Source organism: Streptomyces sp. NPDC085481, assembly GCF_044541845.1.
GTDB lineage: Bacteria > Actinomycetota > Actinomycetes > Streptomycetales > Streptomycetaceae > Streptomyces.
This window is the reverse complement of sequence record NZ_JBITTJ010000011.1, coordinates 103,008-123,861: the sequence shown is the minus strand read 5'-3', so window position 1 is coordinate 123,861 and position 20,854 is coordinate 103,008. Positions and strand designations below refer to the sequence as shown.

General features: G+C 73.0%; 18 protein-coding genes. 4 read left to right on the top strand and 14 right to left on the bottom strand.

The genetic code is table 11. The features are described from left to right. Positions 1–52: 52 nt before the first annotated feature. Positions 53–1,582 carry an amino acid permease gene (locus tag ACIGEZ_RS23045; protein WP_399833955.1) on the top strand — a complete coding sequence of 510 codons (1,530 nt, stop codon included), beginning with the start codon at positions 53–55 and terminating at the stop codon, positions 1,580–1,582. A gap of 183 nt (positions 1,583–1,765) precedes the next feature. Here ACIGEZ_RS23045 and ACIGEZ_RS23040 read toward each other — a convergent pair whose 3' ends face one another. Then, positions 1,766–2,536, bottom strand: a complete 771-nt coding sequence (locus tag ACIGEZ_RS23040) for a GntR family transcriptional regulator (RefSeq protein ID WP_399833953.1) — start codon at positions 2,534–2,536, stop codon at positions 1,766–1,768. A gap of 231 nt (positions 2,537–2,767) precedes the next feature. Between ACIGEZ_RS23040 and ACIGEZ_RS23035 the strand changes: the two genes are divergently transcribed. Further along, positions 2,768–4,105 (top strand): DUF2252 domain-containing protein, encoded by a 1,338-nt coding sequence (locus ACIGEZ_RS23035; RefSeq protein WP_399833951.1) that lies wholly within the window; start codon positions 2,768–2,770, stop codon positions 4,103–4,105. A gap of 32 nt (positions 4,106–4,137) precedes the next feature. On the opposite strand, the gene ACIGEZ_RS23030 is transcribed toward ACIGEZ_RS23035, so the two are convergent. The 6 genes from ACIGEZ_RS23030 to dhaK form a co-directional block, all read right to left on the bottom strand. After that, positions 4,138–5,532: an NAD(P)/FAD-dependent oxidoreductase gene (locus ACIGEZ_RS23030; protein ID WP_399833949.1), complete on the bottom strand. Its 1,395-nt coding sequence runs from the start codon at positions 5,530–5,532 to the stop codon at positions 4,138–4,140. A 151-nt stretch (positions 5,533–5,683) separates the two neighbouring features. Further along, the gene (locus tag ACIGEZ_RS23025; protein ID WP_399833947.1) at positions 5,684–6,301 is read right to left on the bottom strand and encodes a PadR family transcriptional regulator; all 618 of its coding nucleotides are present in this window, start codon (positions 6,299–6,301) and stop codon (positions 5,684–5,686) included. Between the two features lie 59 nt (positions 6,302–6,360). Continuing rightward, on the bottom strand, positions 6,361–8,376 hold the full coding sequence (locus ACIGEZ_RS23020) for an FAD-dependent oxidoreductase (protein WP_399833945.1): 2,016 nt from the start codon (positions 8,374–8,376) through the stop codon (positions 6,361–6,363). Between the two features lie 178 nt (positions 8,377–8,554). Then, entirely contained in the window at positions 8,555–8,959 is a 405-nt protein-coding gene (locus tag ACIGEZ_RS23015) for a PTS-dependent dihydroxyacetone kinase phosphotransferase subunit DhaM (RefSeq protein ID WP_399833943.1), read from the bottom strand. Continuing rightward, the gene (gene dhaL, locus ACIGEZ_RS23010; RefSeq protein ID WP_399833941.1) at positions 8,956–9,588 is read right to left on the bottom strand and encodes a dihydroxyacetone kinase subunit DhaL; all 633 of its coding nucleotides are present in this window, start codon (positions 9,586–9,588) and stop codon (positions 8,956–8,958) included. Before dhaL ends, ACIGEZ_RS23015 begins: the two co-directional genes overlap by 4 nt. A gap of 7 nt (positions 9,589–9,595) precedes the next feature. After that, positions 9,596–10,588: a dihydroxyacetone kinase subunit DhaK gene (dhaK, locus tag ACIGEZ_RS23005; RefSeq protein WP_399833939.1), complete on the bottom strand. Its 993-nt coding sequence runs from the start codon at positions 10,586–10,588 to the stop codon at positions 9,596–9,598. Positions 10,589–10,792: 204 nt separating this feature from the next. Between dhaK and ACIGEZ_RS23000 the strand changes: the two genes are divergently transcribed. Continuing rightward, positions 10,793–11,092: a DUF1876 domain-containing protein gene (locus ACIGEZ_RS23000; protein WP_399833936.1), complete on the top strand. Its 300-nt coding sequence runs from the start codon at positions 10,793–10,795 to the stop codon at positions 11,090–11,092. Positions 11,093–11,314: 222 nt separating this feature from the next. On the opposite strand, the gene ACIGEZ_RS22995 is transcribed toward ACIGEZ_RS23000, so the two are convergent. The 5 genes from ACIGEZ_RS22995 to ACIGEZ_RS22975 all read right to left on the bottom strand — a co-directional run bounded on the left by ACIGEZ_RS22995 (position 11,315) and on the right by ACIGEZ_RS22975 (position 17,224). Further along, positions 11,315–11,926 (bottom strand): CBS domain-containing protein, encoded by a 612-nt coding sequence (locus ACIGEZ_RS22995; protein ID WP_399833934.1) that lies wholly within the window; start codon positions 11,924–11,926, stop codon positions 11,315–11,317. Between the two features lie 83 nt (positions 11,927–12,009). Next, entirely contained in the window at positions 12,010–13,329 is a 1,320-nt protein-coding gene (locus ACIGEZ_RS22990; protein WP_399833931.1) for a serine hydrolase domain-containing protein, read from the bottom strand. A gap of 99 nt (positions 13,330–13,428) precedes the next feature. After that, complete coding sequence (locus ACIGEZ_RS22985; protein WP_399833929.1) at positions 13,429–15,177, bottom strand: FAD-dependent monooxygenase; 1,749 nt, start codon at positions 15,175–15,177, stop codon at positions 13,429–13,431. 129 nt (positions 15,178–15,306) lie between these two features. Further along, complete coding sequence (locus ACIGEZ_RS22980) at positions 15,307–15,972, bottom strand: GntR family transcriptional regulator (protein WP_399833927.1); 666 nt, start codon at positions 15,970–15,972, stop codon at positions 15,307–15,309. A 40-nt stretch (positions 15,973–16,012) separates the two neighbouring features. Next, complete coding sequence (locus ACIGEZ_RS22975) at positions 16,013–17,224, bottom strand: CaiB/BaiF CoA transferase family protein (RefSeq protein ID WP_399833924.1); 1,212 nt, start codon at positions 17,222–17,224, stop codon at positions 16,013–16,015. A gap of 136 nt (positions 17,225–17,360) precedes the next feature. Here ACIGEZ_RS22975 and ACIGEZ_RS22970 point away from each other — a divergent pair, with 136 nt between their 5' ends. Further along, a complete protein-coding gene (locus ACIGEZ_RS22970) occupies positions 17,361–18,566 on the top strand; it encodes an acyl-CoA dehydrogenase family protein (RefSeq protein WP_399833921.1) in 1,206 nt (401 codons plus the stop codon). Between the two features lie 137 nt (positions 18,567–18,703). Here ACIGEZ_RS22970 and ACIGEZ_RS22965 read toward each other — a convergent pair whose 3' ends face one another. Both ACIGEZ_RS22965 and ACIGEZ_RS22960 read right to left on the bottom strand, forming a co-directional pair. Continuing rightward, complete coding sequence (locus tag ACIGEZ_RS22965) at positions 18,704–19,207, bottom strand: FBP domain-containing protein (protein WP_399833918.1); 504 nt, start codon at positions 19,205–19,207, stop codon at positions 18,704–18,706. A gap of 72 nt (positions 19,208–19,279) precedes the next feature. Beyond that, entirely contained in the window at positions 19,280–20,761 is a 1,482-nt protein-coding gene (locus ACIGEZ_RS22960; protein WP_399833915.1) for a PLP-dependent aminotransferase family protein, read from the bottom strand. Positions 20,762–20,854: the final 93 nt, after the last annotated feature.

The window sequence follows — 20,854 nt, the reverse complement described above, 5'->3', positions numbered from 1 at the left end:
CGCCCCCCACCGTCCCCCCGTACGCCCCCGCACCCTTCCCCCGGAGGAACGCATGTCCCGCACCGCCCCCACCGACGCGATACCCAAGCCGCCCCCGGTCAGGGACGAAGAGGCCCGGCTCAGAGAACTGGGCTACCAGCCCGTCCTCGCCCGCCGGATGGGCGGATTCGGCAACTTCGCCATCAGCTTCTCGGTCATCTCCGTCCTCTCCGGCTGCATGACGCTCTACGGCTTCGGCCTCGGCACCGGCGGCCCCGCCGTCATGCTCTGGGGCTGGGCCGGCGTCGGTCTCTTCGTCCTGTGCGTCGGCCTCGCCCTCGCCGAGGTCACCAGCGCCTATCCGACCTCCGGCGCGCTCTACTACATGGCCGACCGGCTCGGCGGCCGCCGCTGGGGCTGGTACACCGGGTGGCTGAATCTGCTCGGTCTGCTCGGCGCCATCGCCGGCATCGACTACGGCGCCGCCCTGTTCACCGGCGCCTTCCTCAACCTCCAGTGGGGCATCGTCCCCACCGCGGGCTCCACCTTCCTGATCTTCCTGGCGATCCTGCTCGTGCACGCCGTGCTCAACCTCTACGGCGTCCGCCTCGTCAGCGTGCTCAACTCGATCAGCGTCTGGTGGCACCTCGGCGGCGTCGCCGTCATCGTCGGTGCGCTCGCCCTCGTCCCCGACCACCACCAGTCGGCGACCTTCGTCTTCACCGAGTTCGTCAACGACACCGGATGGAGCAACCCGCTCTACGTCGCCGCGATCGGCCTGCTCCTCGCCCAGTACACCTTCTCCGGGTACGACGCGTCCGCGCACCTCTCGGAGGAGACGTCCAACGCCTCCGTGACCGCCGCCAAGGGCATCGTCCGCTCCATCTGGGCCTCCTGGATCGCCGGCTTCGCGCTCCTCGCCGGACTCACCTTCGCCATCCAGGACTACGCGGGCACCCAGAACAGCGCCACCGGAGTCCCGCCCGCCCAGATCCTCCTCGACGCGCTCGGCGAGGGCGGCGCCAAGGCCCTGCTCCTCGTGGTGATCGTGGCCCAGCTCTTCTGCGGCAACGCCGAGGTCGCCGCGGCCAGCCGGATGGTCTTCGCCTTCAGCCGGGACAACGCCCTGCCGGGCTCGGCGCTCTGGCGCAGGGTCAGCAGCCGCACCCAGACCCCTGTGCCGGCCGTGTGGCTCGCCGTCGTGGTGGCCGCAGTGCTCGCCGTACCGTCGCTGTACTCCGCGACCGCCTACGGGGCCGTGACCGCCATCAACGTCATCGGCATCACGCCCGCCTACGCCATCCCGATCTTCCTGCGGCTGCGCGCCGGGCGGCGGTTCGTGCCCGGACCGTGGAGCCTGGGCCGCTGGAGCAGGCCGGTCGGCTGGATCGCGGTGAGCTGGGTGGCCGTCGTCACCGTGCTGTTCTGCCTGCCCCAGAAGTCCCCGGTCACCGTGGACACGATGAACTACGCGGTGATCGCGCTCGCGATCGTCCTCGTCCTCGCCAGCGTCTGGTGGTACGTCGCCCGCCGCTCGTACGGGACGCCGTCGGCGTACGGCAGCGCCCGCGAGGAGGCGGAGATCTCGGAGGGCATCGTCTAGAGGATGGGCGGTTGTCCCTGGCTGTACGGCACTCGCGGGATGTAGGGCTCTCCCGGCCCGGTACGGCACTCGCGGGATGTACGGCTCTCCCGGCCCGGTACGGCACCCCCCGGGTCGTACGGCTCTCCCGGGCCGGTGCGGCTCCGGCGTGGGCCCTGGCGGAGGCCCGCGCCGCCGCCGGGGTCAGCCGCTGAACTCGTAGGTCCAGGCGCCCGTACGGGCCGCGAAGTCGATGTCGGTGACCTCGAGCGCGTGCCCGTGCTGGTCGCTCACCACCCGGTGGACGTTCAGCCGGGCCGCGCCGCCGGCCGTGTCGTCCCCCGGGTGCTCAACGGGGCCGGACGGCACCCCGATCGACTCCCGGTGGGTGGTCCGCAGGCCCGCCTGGTGCATCCAGTGGTACAGCAGCCGCAGATCCGGCTGGTGGAACCGGTCCGCTCCGCGCCGGTAGCGGCCCAGCTGTGGGATCTCGGTCAGGGCGGGCCGGGAGAACCAGGACACCGACCGCTGGAGCGGCGTCCCCGCCGGGGCCAGCACCACATGGCGGTGGACCAGGGTCGGCTCGCCCGGCGGGAGGGAGAGCCGCCCGGCCAGCGCGGCCGGCGGCGTCTCCCAGGCGAGCGTGGTCCGCACCAGGGCGTCCGCCGCCTGGGGGCCGCCGGGGAAGGACTGCCGGCAGAGCATGGGCACCGGTCCCCGCGGCTCGTGCTCGGTGCCGGCGGCGAAGGTGCCCCGCCGGTCCGTCACCACCAGCCGTTCGTCGCGCAGCAGTTGGAGCGCGCTGCGTACGGTCTGCCGGTTGACGTGGTAGCGGTGCGCCAGATGGCGCTCGGAAGGAAGCCGGCTGCCGGGGGCGATGCGGCGCTGGGTGAGGTCGTCCCGAATCGCGGAGGCGACCTTGAGGTAGAGCGGAAGCGCCGCCCTCGGCTCGGGCTCGGGAACGGGCTCGGCCATGTCACGGACCCTCTCTGTCGTGCGGGTGATCTGTCGTGCGCGTGATGGTGCGCAGTCCAACCCTTGCTCGGTGTCACCGTCCGAGTCGCATGGGTGATCACTTCCTATCATTGGTCTAAACCATTCTGGAAGCCCTGATCGGTGAGAGTGGCCGAAACGAGCACCGCGCCTTGTAATGGTTCGCGACGGAACATGCGTGGCAGCACACGTGGAAGAGGTGGGTGAGGCGGGATGGCGACTCCGTCCGAACGGGCCGATAGAGGCCGGGCCGCCCGCAAGCGCGTCCCCCGCTCCTCGCACGGCCGCTGGATACCCTCCTCGCAGCGCCCCGACCCGCTGACGGTCCTGGAACGGGAGTCCGTCGACCGCGTCTCGGAGCTGATCCCCATCCGCTACGGCCGGATGGCCGCCTCCCCCTTCGCCTTCCTGCGCGGCGCCGCCGCCATCATGGCCGCCGACCTCGCCGCCCAGCGGAACACCGGACTCACCGTCCAGCTCTGCGGCGACGCCCATCTGCTCAACTTCGGCGTCTACGCCTCACCCGAACGGACGCTTCTCTTCGACGTCAACGACTTCGACGAGACCCTGCCCGGCCCCTTCGAATGGGACGTCAAGCGGCTCGCCGCCTCCATCGCCGTCGCCGCCCTCCAGAACGGCACCACCAAAGCCAAGGCCCACCGCGCCGCCCTGGTCGCCGCCGAGGCGTACCGCACGGCCATGCGCCGCCTCGCCGGTCTCGGCGAGCTGGAGGTCTGGTACGAGCGGATCGCCGCCGACGACCTGGCCTCCCTGCTGCGCGGCGCCAACCGGAGCCGCTTCGAGAACCGGCTCGCCCAGGCCCGCCGCCGCACCAGCCTCCAGGCCTTCACCAAACTGACCGAGAGGGACGACTCCGGCCGGCACATCGTCGACGACCCACCGCTCCTCGAGCGGGCCACCGACATCGACCGGGTCAGCCTCGGCAAGATCTACAGCGACTACCGCAGCTCGCTGTCCGAGGAACGCCGGCTGCTCCTCGACCGCTTCCGCTTCGTCGACGCCGCCCGCAAGGTCGTCGGCGTCGGCAGTGTCGGCACCCGGTGCTTCATCCTGCTCCTGGAGGGCCGCGACGATACCGACCCGCTGTTCCTCCAGATCAAGGAGGCCGGCCACTCGGTCCTGGAGCAGTACCTGCAGCCCAGCGCCTTCGCCCACCAGGGCCGTCGCGTCGTCTGCGGCCAGCGGCTCACCCAGGCCGCCAGCGACATCTTCCTCGGCTGGATGACCGGACCCGAACAACGGCACTTCTACTGGAGGCAGTTGCGCGACATGAAGGGCTCCGCCGATGTGGAGAGCATGTCCCCGGCCCTGCTCCGCGAGTACGCGCGGCTGTGCGGGCGCACCCTGGCCCGTGCCCACGCCCGCTCAGGCGACCGGATCGCCATCGCCGGCTACCTCGGCACCTCCGACGTCTTCGACCGGGCCATCGCCGACTTCGCCCTGCGCTACGTCGGACAGAACGCCGACGACTACGCGGCGCTGAGCGCGGCCATCGCCGCCGGTGTGGTGACGGCGGCCCCGGGCGTCTGAACCCCGGCCCGGAACCGCCGTCTCCGTACGTCCTACGCGTCCCCGCGGCGCATCGGCGGCTCCGCCGGCGTCTCGGGCAGCGGGTCGAACAGCACCGCTCGGGCCACCGCGGGCGCGAACAGGCTCGTCAGCGGCGCGGTCAGGGTGAGCGCCGCGCGGAACGGGGCGCCCACCACCGGGTTGCCCGAGGCGTGCGCCTGTACCCGGCGCAGATACCAGCCGGTCACCTTGTCCATGGCCCCGCTGCGGGCCGCGTCACCGGTCGCCCCCGGCATCTTCTTGTCGGCGCCGGCCGAGATGTCCCAGGCCTGCTTCGACGCGTCGAGCAGGGCCCGCTGGACCCGCCGGGTCGTCGGCGTGCGCTTCGGGTCGGCAAGGGCCGTGCGCAGCGCGACCGCGGTCATCGCGGCGACGGCCATGCCCTGCCCGTAGATCGGGTTGAACGCGCACAGGGCGTCGCCGGTGGCCAGGAAGCCGGCCGGACGGCGGCCCGGACGGTCGTAGCGGCGCCGGATGTTGGCCGTCCTGCGGAAGCCGTACACCTTCGACAGCGGCTCCGCCTTGGCGAGCCAGTCGCTCACCACCGGGTGCGGGAGCTTGCGCGCGTACTCCTCGAACAGGCTCTCGTCCGTGGGCGGTTCGTCGCCCCGCAGCCCCGAGAGGGTGACCAGGTGGCGGCCGTCGCCGAGCGGCAGGACCACGCCGCCGTACACCTGGGCCGGGTTGGGCACCACGTAGTAGCCGACGGCGTCGGTGGCCGGGTCTTCGGCGGGGGAGCGGTAGATCCGGGTGCCGTACGCGAGACCGGTGTCCAGGGTCTCCTCGTGCGGGGCCTCGGCGCCGATCCCCGCCAGCCAGTCGGGCGCGCGGGTGGAACGGCCCGACGCGTCCACGACCAGATCGGCCTCCAGCGCACGAGGCTCCTTGCCGGCGTCGGCGCCGCGCTCGCGCAGCATGACGCCCCGCACCCGCGCGCTGTCGCCGAGCAGGCCCACGGTCTCGGTGCCCTCGACGAGCTCGATCCGCGGATCGGCGAGCACCCGCTGCCGCACCAGCCATTCGAGCTGGGGCCGCGGGCCCGTGTAGAAGTACGCCGTCGCCGGGGTCCGCTGGAACCACCGGCCGTTCTGCCACTGGACCATGTCCTCTGGCACGCCCACCTTGGGCGCGCCCAGTTCGCGCAGCTCCGCCATGAAGCCGGGCAGCAGCTCGTCGAGCGCGCGCTGCCCGCCCTCGATCAGCACGTGCAGGTGCCGCCCCTGCGGTACGCCGGGGCGCGCGTCCGGCCCTTCCGGGTAGCGGTCGCGCTCGACGACCGTGACCCGCTCGGCGTGCTCGCTCAGCACCCGCGCGGCCAGCAGGCCCGCGAGACTTCCCCCGATGACCACCGCATGCCGTGTCCTGCGGTGCCCCAACTCGTCGGCCATCCTCGCCCTTTCGCGTGTGGATCCCCTGGTTCTGGTCTGGTACCGACCAGTATCCACCGCGACGCACCGTACGTCGCCGGTGGCGGGGCGCGAGGGCTCACTTACCGTCAGGTTGCCAGGCCCGGGAGCGCTGCCGGGCCCCGCCGGCCCGTCAGGTCCGGTCGGCCGCGTCGTGTCCGCCGGCCCCGTCGTGTCCGCCGGCCCCGTCGTGCCCGCCGGCCGCGTCGGGCCCGTCCGGTTCGCCCAGCTCGCTCAGCGCCTGCGTCAGCCACTCCACCCAGAACCGCTCCAGGTCGATGCCGCCCCGCAGCACCAGATGCCGCAGCCGGTCCGGCTCGGCAGAGCGCCTCTCCGGCGGGAAGTCGCGCAGCTCGATCTCCCGGTACTCGTCCAACTGCCGCCGGTGCAGTCCGAGATGGCGCTCCAGTTCGGCCCGGAGCCCGGTGCCGCCCACGACGGCCGCCGCCCGCATCCGCAGCAGCAGCGCCGAGCGCATCGGCTTGGGGTCCTCGGCCGTGTCCACCCAGGCCGCGAGCTCGGCGCGACCCGCGGGCAGCACCTCGTACTCCTTCTTCTGCCCGCGCGCCGGCACCGGGGCGGGCAGGGCACGGATGTACCCCGCCTGCTCCAGTTTCCCGAGCTCGCGATAGATCTGCTGGTGCGTGGACGACCAGAAGTAGCCGATCGACCGGTCGAAGCGGCGGGTCAGTTCGAGGCCGGAGGACGGCTTCTCGAGCAGCGCCGTCAGGATCGCGTGCGGGAGGGACATGCACGCATCCTAGAGACGACCGGTCCGTCGGATCCGTCGGACCGGAGGGCTTGCGGTGGTCACAGCGTGGCGGCGAGCCGCGTGCCCTGGTCGATGGCCCGCTTCGCGTCCAGCTCGGCCGCGACGTCCGCCCCGCCGATCAGGTGCGCCGTACGGCCCGCGGCCACCAGCTCCTCGTACAGGGCGCGCCGCGGCTCCTGGCCGGTGCACAGGACCACGGTGTCCACGGGGACGAGCTGCGGCTCGCCGTCGATCGTCAGGTGCAGGCCCTCGTCGTCGATCCGCTCGTACGACGCGCCCGCGACCATCGTCACGCCCCGGTGCTTCAGCTCGGTGCGGTGGATCCAGCCGGTGGTCTTGCCGAGGCCCGCGCCGACCTTGGTCGTCTTGCGCTGGAGCAGGTGGACCTGCCGCGGCGGCCGCGGCCGCTCCGGGGTGCGCAGGCCGCCCCGGGTCTCGTACGAGGTGTCGACGCCCCACTGCCGGAAGTAGGTCTCGGGGTCCTGGCTCGAGCCCTCGCCGCCGTCGGTGAGGAACTCGGCCACGTCGAAGCCGATGCCGCCGGCGCCGAGGATCGCGACCCGCTCGCCGACGTGCGCGCCGTCGCGCAGCACGTCGAGGTAGCCGACGACGCTCGGGTGGTCGACGCCCTCGATCTCGGGGGTGCGGGGGGTGACACCGGTGGCGACGACGACCTCGTCGTAGCCGTCCAGGTCGGCCGACGTCACGAAGGTGTTCAGGCGCACGTCGACGCCGCGCTCGGCGAGCTGGACGCGGAAGTAGCGCAGGGTCTCCTCGAACTCCTCCTTGCCGGGGACCTGCTTGGCCACGTTCAGCTGGCCGCCGATCTCGGCGCCCGCGTCGAACAGGGTGACCGCGTGGCCGCGCTCGGCCGCGGAGACCGCGCAGGCGAGTCCGGCCGGGCCGGCGCCGACGACGGCGATCCGCTTGGCGAGCCGGGTGGGGGAGAGGACCAGCTCGGTCTCGTGGCAGGCGCGCGGGTTCACCAGGCAGGAGGTGATCTTCAGGCTGAAGGTGTGGTCCAGGCAGGCCTGGTTGCATCCGATGCAGGTGTTGATGGTCTCGGCGCGGTCGGCGGCGGCCTTCGCGACGAAGTCCGGGTCGGCGAGGAAGGGGCGGGCCATCGAGATCATGTCGGCACGGCCCTCGGCGAGGATCTGCTCGGCGACCTCGGGGGTGTTGATGCGGTTGCTGGTGACCAGCGGCACCGACACCGCGCCCATCAGCCGCTTGGTGACCCAGGTGTACGCGCCGCGCGGCACGGAGGTGGCGATGGTCGGGATCCGGGCCTCGTGCCAGCCGATGCCGGTGTTGATGATCGTGGCACCGGCGGCCTCGATCTCCTTGGCGAGTGCGACCACCTCGTCGAGGGTGGAGCCGCCGGGGACCAGGTCGAGCATGGACAGCCGGTAGATCAGGATGAAGTCCTCGCCGACCCGCTCGCGGATGCGGCGGACGATCTCCAGCGGGAAGCGGACCCGGTTCTCGTACGAACCGCCCCAGCGGTCGGTCCGCTGGTTGGTGGCGGAGGCGATGAACTCGTTGATGAGGTAGCCCTCGGAGCCCATCACCTCGACGCCGTCGTACCCGGCCTCCTTGGCGAGCTCGGCGCAGCGGGCGTAGTCCTCGACCGTCTGCTCGACCTCGGCGTCGGTGAGCTCGTTCGGCGGGAAGGGGCTGATGGGGGCCTGGAGGGGGCTCGGGGCGACCAGGCCCGGGTGGTAGGCGTACCGGCCGAAGTGGAGGATCTGCATCGCGATCCGGCCGCCCGCGCCGTGTACGGCGTCGGTGATCGCGCGGTGCTCGGCGACCTCCTCGGCCGTGGTCAGCTTGGCGCCGCCGTCCCAGGGCCGGCCGGCCTCGTTGGGGGAGATGCCGCCGGTGACGATCAGGCCGACGCCGCCGCGGGCACGCTCCGCGTAGAAGGCGGCCATGCGCTCGAATCCGTGCTCGGCCTCTTCCAGGCCGACGTGCATGGATCCCATGAGCACCCGGTTGGGCAGGGTGGTGAACCCGAGGTCCAGCGGGCTCAGCAGATGCGGGTACGGGGTCATCGGGGCGCCTCCTCGCGCGGGAACGTCACGCACTGTTGTAGACGACCCGGACGCGCTTGTGCAACAAGTTGCATAAAGGTGGGGGTGCGATGTGCCCGACGACACAGCGAGGGGCCGCGCCGGTGGCGGGCGGCGCAGCCCCTCGGGGGCGTCTCCCTTCGCGTACCGACCCCGTCCCTCACTCCTTGCGGTACGTGTACGCCTCCGACGCCGCCGCCGTCACCGCGTCGAGATCGCCCCCGGCGCTCGCCGTCACCAACGCCGCCACCGCGCCCTCCACGAACGGGGCGTCCACCAGGCGGGCGCCCTCCGGCAGCTCGTCGCCCTCCGCGAGCAGCGCCTTCACCGTCAGCACCGCACTGCCCAGGTCGACCAGGAGCGCCACACCGGCGCCCCCGTCCACGGCCTCCGCCGCCTCCCCGATCAGCTCGGCGCTCGTGCCGAGACCGCCGTCCGCAGTGCCGCCCGCCGGCCGGATCGGCGCCGTGTCGCCGCCGCCCGCCAGGCCCCTGGCCAGCTCGGCGACCGCCGCCGCCACGGCCGCGCTGTGCGAGACCAGCACGATCCCGACCCGCGCCGTCATCCCGCCACCTCCGCGAGCGCCGCGAGCAGCAGCGCCGACGAGGTCGCCCCCGGGTCCTGATGCCCGATGGACCGCTCGCCCAGGTAGCTCGCCCTGCCCTTGCGCGCCCGGAGCGGTACGGTCGCCAGCGCGCCCGCCTCCGCCGCCTCGCGGGCCGCCGCGAACGACGCCCCGAGCGCCTCGGCCGCCGGCACCAGCGCGTCCAGCATCGTCTTGTCGCCCACCTGCGCCCCGCCCAGCCGGCCCACCGCAGCGACCCCCGCGGCCAGCGCCTCGGCGAGCGCCGCCCGGGAGACCCGCTCCTCCTCGCCCAGCGCCTTCCCCGTGCCGCGCAGCAGCGTCCCGTACAGCGGCCCCGAGGCACCGCCCACCGTCGAGATCAGCTGCCGCCCGGCGGCGACGAGCACCGCACCCGGCGTCGCCGGCGGCTCCTTCTCCAGGGCCGCCGTCACCGCCGCGAAACCCCGCTTCAGATTGGCCCCGTGATCGGCGTCGCCGATCGCCGAGTCCAGTTCCGTCAGCCGGTCCGCCTCCCGGTCCACCGCGGCCGCCGCGGCCGCCAGCCAGGCCCGGAAGAACGCCGCGTCGTACCCCTCGCCGTACCCCTCGCCCTGCGTCACCTCGGACACTCCCCTCTCACCGGCCCCAGCGCAGCGCCGGCGTCTGCACCGGCGCGTCCCACAGCCGCAGCATCTCCTCGTCCGCCTCGCACAACGTCACCGAGCAGCCCGCCATGTCGAGCGAGGTCACGTAGTTGCCGACCAGGGTGCGCGCCACCGCCACCCCCCGTTCGGCGAGCACCCGCTGCACCTCGGCGTTGAACCCGTACAGCTCGAGAAGCGGCGTCGCACCCATCCCGTTCACCAGGGCGAGCACCGGCCCCTTCGGCCGCAGATCGTCCAGGACCGCGTCGACGGCGAAGTCCGCGATCTCCCGGGAGGTCATCATCGGACGCCGCTCACGCCCCGGCTCCCCGTGGATACCGATGCCCAACTCCAGCTCGCCCTCCGGCAGATCGAAGGTCGGCGACCCCTTCGCCGGCGTCGTACAGGCGCTCAGCGCCACCCCGAAGCTCCGCGAGCGCTCGTTCACGCGCCGGGCCACCGCCTCGACCCGCTCCAGCGGAGCGCCCGCCTCGGCGGCCGCGCCCGCGATCTTCTCCACGAACAGCGTCGCCCCGGTCCCGCGCCGCCCGGCCGTGTAGAGGCTGTCGGTCACCGCCACGTCGTCGTCGACGAGCACCTTGGCGATCTGCACGCCCTCGTCCTCGGCGAGTTCGGCGGCCATCTCGAAGTTGAGGACGTCACCCGTGTAGTTCTTCACCACGAACAGCACGCCGGCGCCGCTGTCCACCGCGGCCGCCGCCCGCACCATCTGGTCCGGCACGGGGGACGTGAACACCTCGCCCGGACAGGCCGCCGCCAGCATCCCCGGGCCCACGAACCCCGCGTGCAGCGGCTCGTGCCCCGAGCCGCCGCCGGACACCAGGGCCACCTGCCCGGCCATCGGCGCGTCCCGCCGCAGCACGACCCGGTTCTCCACGTCGACGGTCAGCTCGGGATGCGCGGCGGCGAGGCCCCGCAGCGCGTCGGCGACCACGGTCTCCGGAACATTGATCAACATGCGCATGAACACCTCCAGGTGAGGTTGTGCGGCGCGGCCGTCCCGGCTGGGCCCGGCCGCCCCAGCAGTATCCGTGGCGAGCGGCCCCGCGCCCAGACGGCCGCGATCACCGCGTGGCGCCACCGCCCCGGCAGCGGGATCCTGAAAGGAGAGGGGCCGCGCGGCGTGTCCGCGTGGGCCCGCGGGCACGAGGGCACGAGGAGGCAGACCATGACACGACACCTGGAGTGGAAGGTCGGCCTGGATCTGGAAGAGGACGGCGGCAGGACCAGGGCGGAGGCGCACCTGGACACCGGCACGTCGACCCTCACCGGCCACGGCACCGCCCGGTGCAACCCGGCGGACGTCGACATCCCGGCGATCGGCGACGAGCTCGCCGCGAGCCGGGCCATGAAGGATCTGGCCGGACAGCTGATGAGGGAGGCCAACCGGGAGATGGAGGCCGTCGGCGCCGACACCGTGCCGCGGCGCACCGGACCCGGATACGGCTGGCCGGAGGCGGTCGAGTAGACCGCCCGTCCCGCGAACCCGGGCCCGCCGGTGCCGAGAGCACCGACGGGCCCGGCAGGTGGGCGATCTGCTCCGCCCGGCGCTATCGGCTCCGCTCCTCGGCCGGAGGGGCCGGTGGGGCCGGTAGGGCTGGTGGGGTCCATCGGCTCCGCCCCTCGGCCGGTGGGGCCGGTAGGGCTGGTGGGGTCGGTGGGGTCGGTGGAGCCGGCGCGGCCGGCGCGGTCAGCCCCGCTCTTCCGGCTCCTGCTCGTCCTCGTACGCGAGCCGGTCCACGACCTCCACCACCCCGTCCACGTCCTCGCAGAGCCGTACCAAGATGGGCGCGACGCTCCGCCGCGGCAACGTCCCGGTCAGCGTCACCCGCCCCTCGGCCACGTCGATGTGCAGGGACGCGGGGGACAGACCCAGGATCCTGGTGACGACGTCCTCCAGGATCTCCTCCTGGATGGCCCGGTCCCGCCGCAGGAACAGCTGGAGCAGATCGCTCCGGCTCAGCACCCCGATCAGCCGCCCGTCCGCGTCCACGACCGGCAGCCGCTTCACCCGGTGGCGCTCCATCAGCCGCGCCGCCTCCACCGCCGTCCACGACGGGCGGGCCACCACGACCGGGCTCGACATCATGGCCTCCGCGGTGCTCGGCCCGTCCTTCGTTGTGTGCCGGCGCAGCAGATCGGCCTCGGAGACCACGCCCACCGGCCGGTTCTCCTCGTCGACCACGGGCACGGCGGTGATGCCGTACTCGTCGAGCAGCCGGGCGATCTCCTTGAACGGAGTGCCGGGCTGGACCGCCACCGCGGTCGGTGTCATGAGGTCGGCGACACTGCGGTGCCTCATCGTTCGTCCCGTCCCTTCTCGGCTCCTTTGTCCATGATCCCTCACGGACGGGAGCCGAGGCGGAGGGCCCGGGAAACGGGACGTCAGTAGCCGGGTGCCGTGGGGGCCGGCGACGACGAGCCGGGCGAGGAGGAGGCGGGCGGTGTCGAGGCGGGCGACTTCGAAGCCTGCGGATTCGTCGGCACCGGCAGGTTGAACACGTGGTTCGGGGTCACGATCTCCGTGATCGCCTGCCCGAACAGCGTGCTGGGCTCGATGTTGTCGTGCAGGATGTCGGTGTTGAGCTCCACCACCACCGTGGCCCGCTCCTGCGGCAGATAGATCGCCAGCGCTTCGTAGCCCGGCAGCGAACCGTTGTGACCGAGCCAGCCCTGGACGTTGAAGATGCCGAGGCCGTACCCGGCGCCCGCTACCCCGGTCGGCAGGGTCTTCAGCCGCTGCGCCTGCGTCTGGGCCGTCAGCAGCTCACCGGTGGCCAGCACCTTCGCCCACGTGCGCAGGTCCTGCATGTCGGAGATCATCGCACCGGCCGCCCAGCCCCACGACGGGTTCCAGTTCGTGGAGATCTCCTCCTTGCCCGACGCGGTCTGGACGGTGTAGCCCTGGGCGTGCGGGCTCGGGAACGCCGCATCGGTCGGGAAGACGGTGTGCTTGAGACCGGCCGGCTGGACGACGTTCTTGGCGATGAAGTCGTGCAGCGGCATGCCGCCGGCCTTCTCCACCACCAGGCCCAGCAGGATCAGATTGGTGTTGCAGTACTCGAACTCCGCGCCCGGCTGGAAGTTCACCGGATGCTTGAACGAGTAGTCCAGCAACTCCTGCGGGGTGAACGGCCGGTCGGGGTCGGTCGTCAGGGCCTTGTAGAAGCCCGGGTCGAACGAGTAGCTGAACAGGCCGCTGCGCATCTCGGCGAGCTGCCGCAACGTGATCCGGTCCCCGTTGGGCACGCCGTCGATGTACTTCCCGATCGGGTCGTCGAGACCCAGCTTGCCCTGGTCGACGAGTTCGAGCATGGCCGTGACCGTGAAGGTCTTGGTCAGGCTGCCGATCCGCATGTTGAGGTCCGGGGTCATCGGCGCCTTCGTCGCCTTGTCGGCGACGCCGAACGAACGGATGTACTCGCCCTTGCCCGGCGCCGAAACCGCCACGATCACCCCGGGCACCTTCGTCTCCCGCAGCACCTTCTGGATCGCGGTGTCCAGTTGCGCTTGCACGGCAGGGCTGAGTGGGGTGAAGTCGTCACCCGAAGGGGAGGGTGCCGTGGTCGCCGCCGCGGCGGCCGCGATCGGTGGATCCGGGACCGTGACGCCGTACGCGGAACCCGCGACGGCCGGTACGGACATCGTCCCCGCCAGAGCCACACCGATGCAGAGCCTGCGCCAACGCGCCTGTGAGTTCCTCACGGCAGCCTCCTGCCAGACGAGGGCAACACTCCTCATCTCAGGCTAGGCCCGCGCCGCTGACCTCGCATGGCGAGCCCCTGGCCCCGGAACGGCCGTCGCTCATGCCCGGAACACGCCCGTCAGACAGGCGGTGAGCGACCCGACGGCGGGCGGTTCCAGCCGTGCTCCCAGATAGCCATCGGGCCGTACGAGCAAGGCCGTCGGGGCCCGTACGGCCCACATCCGGGCGAACTCGCCCCGCGCGTCCCGGTATACGGGCAGCCCGGGCGGACCGGCGCCGTCAGGACCGGCACCCTCGCCCGCGAGCACGACGCAGGACTCCACGGCGCCGTCCGACAATTCGGCGGCCGCGGCGGCGAGTTCCGGGAAGTCCGCCGCCGAGTCGTCGGCGCCGTACAGCAGCAGGACGTGGTCCCTGTCCCGCAACAGGTCGTAGAGGCGCAGGGGTTGGACCGCGAGCGCCGTGGTGAGGCCCGTACAGTCCGGGGCGCGGTCGCCGGGCCGGGGGCCCCACGGGCTCGCCCCGACGGCCGTGGCCGTCGTGTCGGCCGCGCCGCCGACGGCCCGGTCCGGCGCGGCCACGATCGGACTGCCCCGGTAGCCCACGAGCAGTTGCGCCTCGCGCAGCATCAGCGTCTCCGGGTCCTCCGGGTCGGCCTGCATCCCCTGGGCCGCGTGCCGCACGGTACGCCCGACGACCTCCTCGCCGACCGGGTGCCGCTCGGCGTCGTAACTGTCGAGCAGCCCGGGGGCCGCGCTGCCCGCGGCGGCCAGGGACAGCTTCCAGGCCAGATTGCAGGCGTCCTGGATGCCGGTGTTCATGCCCTGCGCACCCGTCGGGGGATGGATGTGCGCCGCATCGCCGGCGACGAACACCCGGCCCTCGCCATAGCGGTCGACCAGCCGGTGGCTGATCCGGAACACCGACGACCAGCGCAGTGTGGAGGCCGTCGCCGGCTGCGGCGAGAGGCGGTCGAGCACCTTCTGGATGTCGGCGAGCCCCGGCGCCCGCCCGCCCTGCTCCAGACCGTGCGCCACTCCGTCCCCGCCCGCCCCCACGCCCTCGAGCCGCCTGCTCGCGGAGAGTTCGGGCGGCACCGTCATCGACATGCGGTAGCGGCCGCGGCCCGGCAGCGGAATGCACACCAGGATGTCGTCCACGGCCCCGTCCGCACCCCGGTGCATCGAGCGCACCCCGTATCCGGACGGCAGGTCCCAGTCGACCTCCACGTCGCCCAGCATGTACTCCTCGGGGAACGCCCCGCCCTCGAAACCGAGACCGAGCCCCTTGCGCACCACACTGTGCGCGCCGTCGCAACCCACCAGATAGCCGCAGCGGACCTCCTCCTCGGCCGGCGGTCCCGCGTCCACGGCGGTGACCAGACGGGCGGACACGCCGTCCGCGTCCTGCTCGAACGACACCAGCTCCGTGCCGCGTTCGATCCGCGTGCCGAAGCGGCCCAGGAACTCCTCGAGGATCCGCTCCGTCTCGTACTGGGGCAGCGCGGCGAACCGGTAGGGCACCTCGGCCGGCAGCGAGAGTTCGATCCGGGGCTGCTCGACCCCGTCGACATACCACAGCTGTCCCCGCATCGGGATGGCCGCCTCGAGCACCGCCCGCACGCAGCCCATCCGGTCCCAGACCTCCAGGGTCCGCGGCTGGATGCCGACCGCCTTGGCGTACGGAAGCCGGGCGAGGAGCCGGTCGACGATGCGGACCGTGGAGCCGCGGCGGCGCAGCTCGGCCGCCGCGGTCAGCCCGACCGGACCCGCTCCGACGACCAGGACGTCCAGGAGGGACGGGGACCTGCCGCCCGGGGCACGGAAGGTGTCGCTGTCGTTGCGCATCGCCGGCGCCTCCTGACGCAGGGGCTGACACGGGGCCCGGCACAAGGGCCTGGCCGAGCGCCCGGCGCAGGGCCCCTCCACCATCGTCTGCCGCCCGCCACGCCCGCGCACCCGCACCGCCGGCCTCCGTCACTCCAGATCGAGCACCTCGCGCAGCGCCGCGACCGCGTGGTCCCGGTGCTCGTCGAGGCAGCGCACCGCCGCCTCGACGTCGCCGTTGCGCAGGGCCGAGATCACGGCGCGATGCTCGCGGACGGCCAGCTCCCGGTGCGGGTCCTCGGCGTAGTAGAGCGAGCGGTACGCGTCGGTCGCGTCCCACAGCGTGGCGATCAGCCGGACCAGGCGCGGCATGCCCGAGGCTTCGATCAGCGCGAAGTGGAAGCGGCGGTTGGCCTCGGCCATCGCCGTGACGTCCCCGCCCTCGGCGGCCCGTTCCACCTCCCGCTGGATCTCCTCCAGGACGCCGACCGTGCCGTCCGGCATCTCGACGACGGCCGCGCGGACCGCCTCCGTCTCCAGGAGCCGGCGGATCCGGTAGATCTCCTCCAGGTCCTCCAGGGACAACTCGGCGACGAAATAGCCCCGGTGGACGTGGTGCACCACCAAGCCCTCCGCCTCCAGCGACTTCAGCGCCTCGCGCAGCGGGACCCGGCTCACGTCGAGCCGTGCCGCCAGCGCGTCCTGCCGGATCGGGCCGCCCGGCCGCAACTCCCCGGTGGTGATGGCGCGCCGCAGCTCCGCCAGGACGAACTGCTGGGCGGTCGGTGGCCGTCGTCTCTCCAGCGCGGTGTCCATGGCCCGTGACCTTTCCCTCGACTGCGTGGCGTACATCTTCCTACGACCCGTGGTCCGTGCGTCGCGGCCTGTGGACAACCGGCCGGTCCGGCTGCTGTCCGAGCTCGGCCAGGAGTTCGTCGGTGTGTTCGCCCAGGCGCGGGGGAGCGGAGCGGTAGGCGGCCGGGGTGGCGCCGAGCGTGATCGGGTTCGCGACCTGTCCCGGGCCGGCCGCGGCCTCCGGGACGCGCGGGTGGAGCCCGAGGCGGTCGGCGAGGGCGAAGGCCCCGGCGAGGTCGTTGATGGGACCGCAGGGCACCCCGGCCGCGGTCAGCTCCTCGAACCAAGCGTCGGCCGTGCGCCCCGCGAGCGGTGCGGCGAGCGCGGTCGTCAGCTCCTCGCGGTGAGCGACCCGGGCCGCGTTGGTGGTGAACCGCGCGTCGTCGGCGAGGTGGGGCACGCCAAGGCGGGCGCACAGGGTGCGGAACTGCCGGTCGTTGCCGACGGCGAGGACGAGGGGGCGGTCGCTCGCCTCGAACACCTCGTACGGGGTGATGCTCGGGTGCCGGTTGCCCATCGCCCGGGGCACGACGCCGGCGGCGAGATGGGCGGCGGACTGGTTGGTGAGCGCGGAGAGCAGCGAGGTGAGCAGCGAGACCTCCACCCGCTGGCCCTCGCCGGTGCGTTCGCGGTGGTGCAGCGCGGCGAGGATGCCCATGCCGGCGTGCAGACCGGTGATGACGTCGACGAGGGCGACGCCGGCCTTGGTGCCGGTGCCGCCGGGTTCGCCGGTGATGCTCATCAGGCCGCCCATGGCCTGGACGAGCAGGTCGTAGCCGGGCAGGTGGGCGCCGTCGACCGCGCCGAAGCCGGTCACCGAGCAGTACACGAGGCCGGGGTTGGCGGCCCGCACCTGCTCGTAGTCGAGGCCGAGCTTGTCCATGGTGCCGGGGCGGAAGTTCTCCACGAGGACGTCGGCGCGGTCGACGATCGCGCGGGCCTTCGCCAGGTCGGCGGGGTCGGTCAGATCGAGTGTGACGGACCGCTTGTTGCGGTTGACCCCGAGGAAGTACGTGGCCTCGCCGTCGGCGAACGGCGGCCCCCAGGCGCGGGTGTCGTCACCGGATCCGGGGCGTTCGATCTTGACCACCTCGGCGCCGAGGTCGGCGAGCAGCATCGTCATGTAGGGGCCGGCGAGCACCCGGCCGAAGTCGGCGACGACGATTCCGGACAGGGCGCCGGGCGTGGCCGGCTCCGCATGCTCCGCGTGCATTCCGCTCTCCTTCGTCGGCGATCGGATTCACCGGGACCGTATGCAGCGGAGATCGGATATTCAATACTGGATCCAATATCCGATCCGGGGCTAGGCTGCGGCACGCCGAGTTGCCACAGTCGCCAGGAGGCCGTCCGTGAAGTCGTCGCCGAAGCCGTCGCGTTCGACCCAGTCCTCGCCCGTCCACCCCCTCGATCTGCTCGCGATCGACGGACTGCTGACCGACGAGGAGCGGGAGATCCGCCGCACCGTACGCGCCGCCGCGGACCGGGAACTGCGCCCGCACGTGGCCGGCTGGTTCGAGCAGGGGGCCATCCCCGCCCGGGAACTCGCCCGCACCCTCGGCGGCCTCGGCGTCCTCGGCATGCACCTGGAGGGCTACGGCTGCGCCGGCACCAACGCCGTCGCGTACGGCCTCGCCTGTATGGAACTCGAGGCCGTCGACTCCGGCCTGCGCTCGCTCGTCTCCGTACAGGGCTCGCTCGCCATGTACGCGATCTGGAAGTACGGCTCCGAGGAGCAGAAGCGGCAGTGGCTGCCCGGGATGGCGGCCGGCGAGTACATCGGCTGCTTCGGCCTCACCGAGCCGGACGCCGGATCCGACCCGGGCGCCATGCGCACCAACGCCAAGCGCGACGGTTCCGACTGGGTGCTCAACGGCACCAAGATGTGGATCACCAACGGCTCCGTGGCCGACGTCGCCGTCGTCTGGGCCCGCACCGAGGACGGGGTCCGCGGCTTCGTCGTCCCCACCGCGACCCCCGGCTTCAGCGCACCCGAGATCAAGCAGAAGCTGTCCCTGCGCGCCAGCGTCACCAGCGAGCTCGTCCTCGAGGACGTCCGCCTGCCCGCCGACGCGATGCTCCCCGGGGCCCGCGGCCTGTCCGGCCCGCTCGGCTGCCTCAACGAGGCGCGCTTCGGCATCGTCTTCGGCGCCCTCGGCGCGGCCCGCGACTGCCTGGAGACGGCCATCTCCTACGCCGCCGACCGCACCGTCTTCGCCCGGCCGCTCTCCAGCTACCAGCTGACGCAGGCCAAGCTCGCCGACATGTCCCTCGAACTCGGCAAGGGCATGCTCCTCGCCCTCCACCTCGGCCGCCTCAAGGACGCCGGCGAGCTCACCGCCGAGCAGATCAGCGTCGGCAAGCTCAACAACGTCCGCGAGGCCATCGCCATCGCCCGCGAGTGCCGCACCATCCTCGGTGCCAACGGCATCACCCTGGAATACCCGGTGCTGCGCCACGCCAACAACCTCGAGTCGGTCCTCACCTACGAGGGCACCAGCGAGGTGCACTCCCTGGTCATCGGCAAGGCGCTCACCGGCGAGCAGGCCTTCCGCTGAACCGACGGACGAGCCGGTCCCAGCGCCGGACCGCCGCACCCGCGCGGCAAGACGCGTAGACCTGCACGGACTGCCCGAATGCCACGGGGCCGTGGCCAGGCCCTGGGCCCGTCCGGCGGGTCAGGGCCGGAGCGGCCCTAGCCGGCCGTCACCCGGCTCACGAACCCGTTGAGGTTGCCCATCATCCGGTCCACCTGCTCCGCCACGGTCAAGGACTCCTCGTGACGGGTGCCGCGCAGCTTGGGCTGGCGCTTGCCGCGGACGTAGAGGGGGCAGGCCAGGTCGGCGCAGACGTACGTGCCGACCGTGTTCCCCTCGCGGCCGCGGCTGCCGGCCAGCGGCGCGGCCAGCAGCGTCACGCCCGAAGAGGCGTGCGCGGTCAGGCAGATCTGGCACATGCTCGACTTCACCGCGCTGGTACGGCCCGCGGACGGCACCCGCAGGGTGATGCCGACCAGGCCCTCCGGGCGCGGCACGACGAGATGGGCGCGCAGCGGCGCGCCCGGGTCGACCCAGCCCAGGAAGTCGAGGTCGTGCCAGGGCAGTTCGGCGAAGTCGAGAGGCAGTTTCATGCGGGCGGCGTCGCCCTTCGTGCAGTTCACGAAGGACGAACGGATCTGTTTGTCGGTCAGAGCTTCCACTCTGGGACGGTACCCGGACTCCTTGCCCCAGGCATCCGGTTATCGGAGGGGTCGGAGGCGCCGGGCCGTCCCTCAGGCCACCCAGTCCGGCAGGCCCGGGTCGGAGATCCGGGCCGGAGCCCCTTCCAGGGCAGCCGCGAGCCGCTCGGCGGCCGTCTCGTACACCTCGCCCGGCAGGGCGTACGGGATGCGCAGCCGGTGCTCGTGGGTGCCCGGGTCGACCCCGAAGCGGGCGCCCCCCTCGACCCGTACGCCGTGGCGCAGGGCGCGCGCCGCGAGCTGCGAGGCGATCGGGCGCCCCAGGTCGATCCACAGGCACATGCCGCCCGGCGGAAGGGTCCAGCGCCAGTCGGGAACGTGCCGGGCGAGCGCCGTCACCAGCGCCTCCCGGCGCCGGCGCAGCTCGGCCGCGCGGCCGGGCAGCAGCGGGTCGATCCGGTCCATCAGGGCGACCGCGACCAGCTGGTCGAGGACCGAACCCGCAAGGTCGTGGGTGATCCGCACCCGGGCCAGCTCCGTCACCATGCGCGAGGAGGCCCGCGCCCAGCCGACCCGCAGTCCGCCCCAGCAGCTCTTGCTGAGCGAGCCGACGCTGATGATCTGCTCACCGGTGCCGGGGCCGGCCGACGCGGCGAACGGCGCCGGCGCCGGCACGTCCAGGGCGATGTCGGCGAGCGTCTCGTCCACCACCAGCCAGGTCCCGGTGGCACGCGCCGCCGCGGCCACCTCCCGCCGCTGCTCCTGCGGCATCAGACGGCCCGTCGGATTGTGGAAGTCGGGGATCAGATAGGCGAGGCGCGGCGCGGTCTGCCGCAGCGCCGCGTCGATCAGACCGCTGTCCCAGCCCGCCTCGGTCACCGGTACGGGGGTGATCCGCAGCCGGTGGCCGCGCATGGCGTCGAGGGCGTTGGTGTACGAGGGGTTCTCGGCCAGTACCCGGTCGCCGGGCCCGCCGAGCAGGGCGAGCGCCAGGGTGAGGGCCTGCTGGGCGCCGGTCGTGACCAGGATCTGCTCCGGCCGGGTCGGCAGGCCGCGGGCGGTGTACCGGTCGGCGATGGCGGCCCGCAGTTCGGGCAGTCCGTACGGGTGGTAGCCCTGGGTGGTCGCGTAGCGGGGCAGCTCGGCGGAGGCGGCGGCCAGCGCATCCGCGAGCACCTCCGCGGGAGCCTCGGGAGAGGCCAGTGCGAGGTCGATCACGGCTCCGGTGTCGCCGTGGATCGCCGCCGGCCCGATCGGCGACTGGCCCTCGGGAAGCGCCGTCCAGGTACCGGCGCCCTGCCGGCTGTGCGCGTAACCGCTCTCCCGCAGCAGGTCGTACGCGGAGGTGACGGTCGTCCGGCTCACCCCGAGCGCCATCGCGAGCTCCCGCTCGGCGGGCAGCCGCATCCGCAGCGCCACCCGGCCGTCGAGCAGCGTCTCGCGCACCGCCCGGGCCAGCTCCCGGTAGCCGAAGCGGCCTTCGGGCGGCGGGGTGAGCAGGGCCGCCAGCTGACGGCCGCTCAGCATGCGGTCCGCCACGGCGACCACGGACCGGACCACTCGACCCTCTGCCATGCCAATCACTCCCCATTGGCTCTGCTGTCCAGGCCAATAAGCCTACAGACTCTGCGTCAGTGGCCTGGAGGCCACAGGGGAGAGGAGAACCGA

Coding starts and splice junctions, on each gene's coding strand:
- ACIGEZ_RS22985 (WP_399833929.1), bottom strand. CDS start 15,177: ATGCGCAACGACAGCGACACCTTCCGTGCCCCGGGCGGCAGGTCCCCG.
- ACIGEZ_RS23045 (WP_399833955.1), top strand. CDS start 53: ATGTCCCGCACCGCCCCCACCGACGCGATACCCAAGCCGCCCCCGGTC.
- ACIGEZ_RS22980 (WP_399833927.1), bottom strand. CDS start 15,972: ATGGACACCGCGCTGGAGAGACGACGGCCACCGACCGCCCAGCAGTTC.
- ACIGEZ_RS23000 (WP_399833936.1), top strand. CDS start 10,793: ATGACACGACACCTGGAGTGGAAGGTCGGCCTGGATCTGGAAGAGGAC.
- ACIGEZ_RS23025 (WP_399833947.1), bottom strand. CDS start 6,301: ATGTCCCTCCCGCACGCGATCCTGACGGCGCTGCTCGAGAAGCCGTCC.
- dhaK (WP_399833939.1), bottom strand. CDS start 10,588: ATGCGCATGTTGATCAATGTTCCGGAGACCGTGGTCGCCGACGCGCTG.
- ACIGEZ_RS23020 (WP_399833945.1), bottom strand. CDS start 8,376: ATGACCCCGTACCCGCATCTGCTGAGCCCGCTGGACCTCGGGTTCACC.
- ACIGEZ_RS23030 (WP_399833949.1), bottom strand. CDS start 5,532: ATGGCCGACGAGTTGGGGCACCGCAGGACACGGCATGCGGTGGTCATC.
- ACIGEZ_RS22995 (WP_399833934.1), bottom strand. CDS start 11,926: ATGAGGCACCGCAGTGTCGCCGACCTCATGACACCGACCGCGGTGGCG.
- ACIGEZ_RS23015 (WP_399833943.1), bottom strand. CDS start 8,959: ATGACGGCGCGGGTCGGGATCGTGCTGGTCTCGCACAGCGCGGCCGTG.
- ACIGEZ_RS23035 (WP_399833951.1), top strand. CDS start 2,768: ATGGCGACTCCGTCCGAACGGGCCGATAGAGGCCGGGCCGCCCGCAAG.
- ACIGEZ_RS23040 (WP_399833953.1), bottom strand. CDS start 2,536: ATGGCCGAGCCCGTTCCCGAGCCCGAGCCGAGGGCGGCGCTTCCGCTC.
- ACIGEZ_RS22975 (WP_399833924.1), bottom strand. CDS start 17,224: ATGCACGCGGAGCATGCGGAGCCGGCCACGCCCGGCGCCCTGTCCGGA.
- ACIGEZ_RS22960 (WP_399833915.1), bottom strand. CDS start 20,761: ATGGCAGAGGGTCGAGTGGTCCGGTCCGTGGTCGCCGTGGCGGACCGC.